Consider the following 1,253-nt stretch of genomic DNA (forward strand, 5'->3'; position numbering starts at 1 on the left):
ACCGCAGCAACCCCAGCCACCCCGGTCACCCCAACCATCCCGGCCGTCGCGTCGGCACCGGAGGCGGCCCGCGCCGATGTGACCATCACCGGCCCGCACGCCGACCCCGAGCCCGATACGACCGGGCTGATTCTTGTCGCCAACCCGGACCTCTCCGCTCCTCCTGCCAACGATCCCGCCGCGCAGCCAGCCCCACACGTCCCCGGCGCCGACCCCGCCCGAGGCAGCCGCAGCACTGCCGCCCGGATCGCCGTCCCGGAGCGCCGCCCGCACACCCATCCGGCACGCTGGCAGCCCCTGGCGGCGGCGCTCATCGTCGTCGGCCTGTGGCACCTGGCCGTCACCGCACTGGAGCCGCTGTTCGTCCCTGAGCCCTGGGCGCTGCGCAGCCTCGCAGTCGCCGCCGTCACCCTCCTCATCCCCGGTCTGCTGCGGACCGCCTGGCCCCACCGCTCCGGGGCGGCCTGCGCCCTCGCACTGGCCGCCGGCGCCGGGACACTGCTGTGGTGCTGGCGCGGCACAGGTGCGGCACAGGCCTGGATAAGCGAGCCGATCACTCAACTGCGCGTCGTCGGCGCAGTGCTGCGTGACGGCGTCGCCCCACTGACAACCGCCGGAGTGCTCGGCCTGGCCCTGTGCCTGGTTACCCTCCTACTGGCCTGGGCATGCGCGCTTATGAGCGCCAGTGGCGGCGACCGCATCGGCCTCACGGGCCTGGCCCCGGCCGCCGCGCTCCTGGCCCCCGGCATGGTGCTGGGCCGTGCCCCCGACGACGCCGTCATCCTCACCGCCGCCGCCGGCGTGCTCGCGCTCATGGTCACCTCGGCGCCAGCGGGCATGCCCCCCGGGGGTCGGCCGCGCCGCACCGGACACGGGAGCCCGCGCACCCCCGCACGCGCCCTGACCACATTGGTGCGCGCCACGTCGATCACGGGCACCACTGCCCTGGCGGTCGTGCTCGCCATCGGCGCCCTGAGCCTCGCCCCCACCGCACCCACCCACGCCTGGAACTGGGACGCGCGTGGCCCGGCCGTCTCCGTGCCCGACACCACCCTCCGGCTGGGGGAGAACCTGGTGCGGGGCACGGCCCGCACCGCCTTCGAGTACACCGCCGATGGCGTGGCGCCGGGAACCAGCCTGCGCTTCACCCTCGGCGTCATCCGCGACCTCGACGGTGAGGCGTGGGAACCACTCGCCGAACCCGTCGGCGCGGATACCGGCACCCTGACGCCGGATACCGGCGCGGATACGCT

At 75.3% G+C, this 1,253-nt stretch carries 1 protein-coding gene; it reads left to right on the plus strand.

All coding sequences use genetic code 11. The features are described 5' to 3' along the window. A partial coding sequence (locus tag RWX45_RS02085; RefSeq protein ID WP_316022132.1) for a transglutaminaseTgpA domain-containing protein occupies positions 1 to 1,253 on the plus strand: 1,253 nt, incomplete at both ends.

Origin of the sequence: Actinomyces sp. MRS3W (assembly GCF_032465695.1) — a bacterium.
Lineage (GTDB): Bacteria > Actinomycetota > Actinomycetes > Actinomycetales > Actinomycetaceae > Actinomyces.